Origin of the sequence: uncultured Anaerobiospirillum sp. (assembly GCF_902485895.1) — a bacterium.
GTDB classification, from domain to species: domain Bacteria; phylum Pseudomonadota; class Gammaproteobacteria; order Enterobacterales; family Succinivibrionaceae; genus Anaerobiospirillum; species Anaerobiospirillum succiniciproducens.
Map to the genome: position 1 here is coordinate 1 of NZ_CABTML010000016.1, position 4,606 is coordinate 4,606.

Below are 4,606 nucleotides of genomic sequence, written 5' to 3' on the forward strand. Positions count from 1 at the left end.
AAATACTCTGTGGGGGAATAGCTCAGTTGGGAGAGCATCTGCTTTGCAAGCAGAGGGTCTACGGTTCGATCCCGTATACCTCCACCACGATTTTTTGAACCCTTGCGGTCTTTTTAAACCCGATTATGTGGGGGTATAGCTCAGTTGGGAGAGCATCTGCTTTGCAAGCAGAGGGTCTACGGTTCGATCCCGTATACCTCCACCATACTTCAAGACCTTAACTGGTCTTTTTTTATATCTTTATGTTGTATCTAGTCAATAGCAACAAATCCCTATCCTATCTACATTCCACCAATTCTCCCGTCCTCTATCTTCAATCCTAGGCAACATATTCGTTACAAGCAGCTGCAGCTACATGTAAACATTCGCAATTACAAAATTTTTGTCTCAAGATACATACATCAATGTCAGTAAAAATGATAGAATAGACCACGCTCATATAGCAGTTAATACCTTTATATAGGGCGTTTTCATATTGTTTTGGCAAAAGTTGACTTAACATGCCACTCATTAAATCGGACAATTTTATCTAACAAGTTGTACTATATTATCATTCAACTCTTTAGAGCGTCTTAGCTACATTGATGTGTAGCCTCTTTTATGTGTTTCGATTTAAGGTTTAGCATGCCCAATAGTTAGCCAACCTCATCTAGAAAACACCATTTGGTGCAAAATTACATAGATTGAGTGGGTTTTATCGGTTAACCTGCAAGTTGTGTTAAATTGCCAATGTTATCCGAGCTGCTAGATTTATGATAGGCTCTTAGTATATTGGCCACTTGCCTTATTACTTAAAGGACTAGCAAGATTTAGCTGCTAAAACCATCTATATGTGGCATGCATATGCCAAGCTAATTCATAGCAAAGGGACATGTACTATTATTAATATAGGCTAGTCTTAGACTCATGTAGTGCAAACAAGTGTAACAATGCACGTCACTTATCAAGTCAGGTGCACTAAGCTGTGACTTGATGGTATTGAAGATCAGGGTTTATTAAATGCGATTCAAAGTCGGAATGTTAGCAATGGCACTAGCAGGTGTTTTATCTACCTCAGGTGCTCAAGCAGAAGATCTCTTAGATATCTACAACGAGGCTTATCAAAAAGATCCTGTTGTTCTTCAAGCTAAGGCTGAAAGAGACCGTGCCGTAGCGGCTATTGATGAAGCTACAGCAGCGCTACTGCCACAACTGTCAGCTACTGGAAGCTATACTTACAAGCGTACCGATCCTGCTGGTAACAATAGCCAGTCATATAACACTAGCACTACTTCAGGTTCTATCGATTTATCTCAGGCTATCTGGCGTCACAGCTCATGGGTAAACCGTGATATCTCCACTAAGAATGCTGCTCGTCAGGAGCTTATTTACGCCAATGCCCAGCAGCAATTAATCTTACGTGTCTCCACTGCTTACTTCTCAGTATTAAACGCTGTGGATACAGTTAAGTTTGCTAAGGCCAATCAGGCTGCTTTAAAGCGTCAGCTTGATGAGGCTACCCGTCGTTTCCATGTAGGTTTGATTGCAGAGACCGACCAGCTTGAAGCACAGGCTGCTTATGATCAGGCTACTGCAGAAGTTATTTCTGCTGAGAACGTACTCATTAACTCCTACGAAGAGATTCGTAAGTTAATTGGTCGCCAGGTAACTAACTTAAATGAGCTCGACGCAACTCGCTTTAGCCCAATGCCAGTTACCAAGACTATTAATCAAATCATCGCAGAGGCTGAGAAGAACAACCTAGGTCTCCAAGCTAGCATCGTAAGCCGTGATATTGCCAAGGATACCGTTAAGCTTGCTATGACCGGTCACGAGCCTACTTTAGATCTCAAGGGCTCTGTTGGCATTGTAGACAATGACTACTCAATTGAAGGCGCTGGCTTTACCGAGGGTAAGACCAATAACGCTCAGGTAGGTGTTGCTCTTAATATCCCTATCTTCTCTGGTGGCGCAGTTTCCTCACAGGTTTCACAAGCTGAGCACAGCTATGTTGCAGCATCTGAGGCATTAGAACTAGCTCACCGTACTATGATTTCTGATGCTAACAATAACTACAACAACGTACAGGCTGCTATTTCTTCTGTACGTGCCTACATGCAGACTGAAAAGTCAGCTCAGAGTGCTTTAGATGCAACTCAGGCAGGTTATGATGTTGGTACCCGTACTATTTCTGACGTGCTAACCGCTACTCAGAAGCTCTACTCTGCAAAGAAGAGCTTATCTGCTGCTCGTTTTAACTTCATCATGTCACGTTTACAGCTCTTATATACTCAGGGCGATCTGACCATGAGCGACCTGCAGCAGGTTAACACTGGCCTTAAGAGAGCCAAGTAATTTCATACAAAGATCAGCACGATCTTGTTTATCTGTGAGGCAATTGCATGAGCCAAGCTTGCTCATGCATCTTTGAATCAAAGATCTTAGCCTCAAAAAAAGGGGAGTCCCTGTTTTTCAGGAGCTCCCTTTTTTTTATCGCCAGCATCTAACAGCGCCCGCACAGCCGGCGCATTTTAATACTGCGCCTCCATAGCCAAGCTAGCGCTCGCCCTCTTAGTTTAGGTTGGCAAGCCTACTTTGCTAAAGTTTAGGCCTGGCTTTGAATCTTCTTAACGATATTGCTTGTTGAGCAATTGTCGACGAAGTTTAACACCTTAACCTTGCCGCCATTTTCAAGCACTTCTTTGTGGCCTGCAATCTGCTCAACCTTGTAATCACCACCCTTTACTAAGATATCAGGCAGAACACGAGCAATCAGACGTTGTGGAGTGTCCTCGGTAAATGGAACTACAAAGTCGACACAGCCTAAGGCTGCAAGCACGTCCATACGATTCTCTAAAGGCACGATCGGACGGGTTGGGCCCTTAAGACGCTGTACAGACTCATCAGAGTTAACTGCCACAATGAGAGCATCACCAAGAGCGCGAGCCTTTTGCAGATAATCTACATGACCACGGTGCAGAATATCAAAGCAGCCATTAGTCATAACTACACGCTTACCTTTCTGCTTTAAGTGGGCAACTTGCTCAACTAACTCATCTTCAGTAACTACACCTGAATGCATGCAGCTACCGTAACGAGATACGACTTCATCTTGCAGCTCAGATGGGGTAACAGTTGAGGTACCTAACTTACCAACCACAATACCACCAGCGTAGTTAGCAACAGCACAAGCAGTTGGCAAATCACAACCACTAGCAAGGCAGGCTGCTAAAGTAGCAATTACAGTATCGCCCGCACCAGTTACGTCGAACACTTCTCGAGCATATGTTGGAATGTGCAGCGCACTCTTGCCTGGCACAATTAAAGACATGCCATCTTCACTACGGGTAACTAAGAGTGCGTCTAAACCTACATCCTTGATGAGCTTTAATGCCTTACGCTCTAAATCCTCATCATCCTTAACCTTACCCACTACTGCCTCAAATTCAGACATGTTCGGGGTTAACAGATGAGCACCTGAATAGCGGCTAAAGTCAGTACCCTTAGGATCAACGAGTACGCGAATGTTACGAGAGCGGCACTCCTTAATCATGGACTGAACAGAGCTTAATGCGCCCTTACCGTAATCAGAGCAAATAACGACATCGGTGTCACGTAAAGACTGACGCAGAGTTTGCATCAAGTGGCCCTGGTCTACACTTTCGTAGCCCTTTTCAAAGTCAACGCGTAAGAGCTGCTGATGACGGCTTAAAATACGCAGCTTGGTGATAGTAGGAAGATTTTCTTCTTCTAAAAAGCGTGGCTCAATATTCTTTTGCTTGAGCAGATCCTTTAAGACTCCGCCCTGCTCATCTTTGCCTACGATACCGATAATGTCACAGTTGATACCTAACGCTGCTAAGTTTAAAGCTACGTTGGCAGCACCACCGGCACGATTCTCATAACGTTCTACATTGACTACTGGCACTGGAGCCTCAGGAGATATACGGCTAGATGAGCCATACCAATAGCGATCGAGCATTACATCGCCAATAACGGTAACTCTTCCACCAAAGTCAGGTACCTTGTTAATCTCCATGGATCCCCCTGTTAAGAGTAGTCAAAATATCTTTTGCTGAGTGATTGAGCACATCTATAGTCACTACAAGCACTGCTTGCGATTAACTATAACAGCGCAATGATATCAGAATTTGCCAATTATCCTGTATAGCTTTGTGTTTTTAACAAATAGGCGTAATTCTCCACCTATAAAACTAGAAGAGTTTAGGTGGAGATGTAAGCCTACATCTTACTAACATTACAGCCGTCGATCTTGATTTTCTATATATTCTCTCAAAACAGATAGAGGATCATCTCCAATTGAAATTAGGCAGTAAGCTCTTGACTACATAGCGTTTGTTCCACAGTAAATTGCCTTAGGTATTCTCCATAAACCTTGCGCATATGTCTCGAAGTAACAGTTTACAGGTTGTTAATAAGTTTACTTGGCTGTACTGATGGATTTATATCTATAAATAGGGCATATGGTCTTTTTCGCCATCAATTTCTATTAGCGATACTCCCAATTATAAGATGGCTCTTGGATCATTACTTAAAGATAAGAAAGTATTTTGTCCGTAAATACCTTATTAAAAGTTTAGCAAATCTTGGAACTAAATCAATTTAG

2 protein-coding genes and 2 tRNA genes are annotated in these 4,606 nt (G+C 42.9%); 3 read left to right on the plus strand and 1 reads right to left on the minus strand.

Going from position 1 to position 4,606, the window contains the following annotated elements; genetic code table 11:
• The first annotated feature begins 11 nt into the window (after window positions 1–11).
• The 3 genes from RDO37_RS01715 to RDO37_RS01725 all read left to right on the plus strand — a co-directional run bounded on the left by RDO37_RS01715 (window position 12) and on the right by RDO37_RS01725 (window position 2,334).
• Window positions 12–87 (plus strand) — tRNA-Ala (locus RDO37_RS01715).
• A gap of 42 nt (window positions 88–129) precedes the next feature.
• A tRNA-Ala gene (locus RDO37_RS01720) sits at window positions 130–205 on the plus strand.
• A 794-nt stretch (window positions 206–999) separates the two neighbouring features.
• A complete protein-coding gene (locus RDO37_RS01725) occupies window positions 1,000–2,334 on the plus strand; it encodes a TolC family outer membrane protein (RefSeq protein WP_027940290.1) in 1,335 nt (444 codons plus the stop codon).
• A gap of 250 nt (window positions 2,335–2,584) precedes the next feature.
• On the opposite strand, the gene hldE is transcribed toward RDO37_RS01725, so the two are convergent.
• Window positions 2,585–4,018 (minus strand): bifunctional D-glycero-beta-D-manno-heptose-7-phosphate kinase/D-glycero-beta-D-manno-heptose 1-phosphate adenylyltransferase HldE, encoded by a 1,434-nt coding sequence (gene hldE, locus RDO37_RS01730; protein ID WP_308497899.1) that lies wholly within the window; start codon window positions 4,016–4,018, stop codon window positions 2,585–2,587.
• Window positions 4,019–4,606 lie beyond the last annotated feature (588 nt).

Bases quoted from the DNA above. Each gene is read 5' to 3' on its own strand.
- RDO37_RS01725 (WP_027940290.1), top strand. From the start codon at position 1,000: ATGCGATTCAAAGTCGGAATGTTAGCAATGGCACTAGCAGGTGTTTTA.
- hldE (WP_308497899.1), bottom strand. From the start codon at position 4,018: ATGGAGATTAACAAGGTACCTGACTTTGGTGGAAGAGTTACCGTTATT.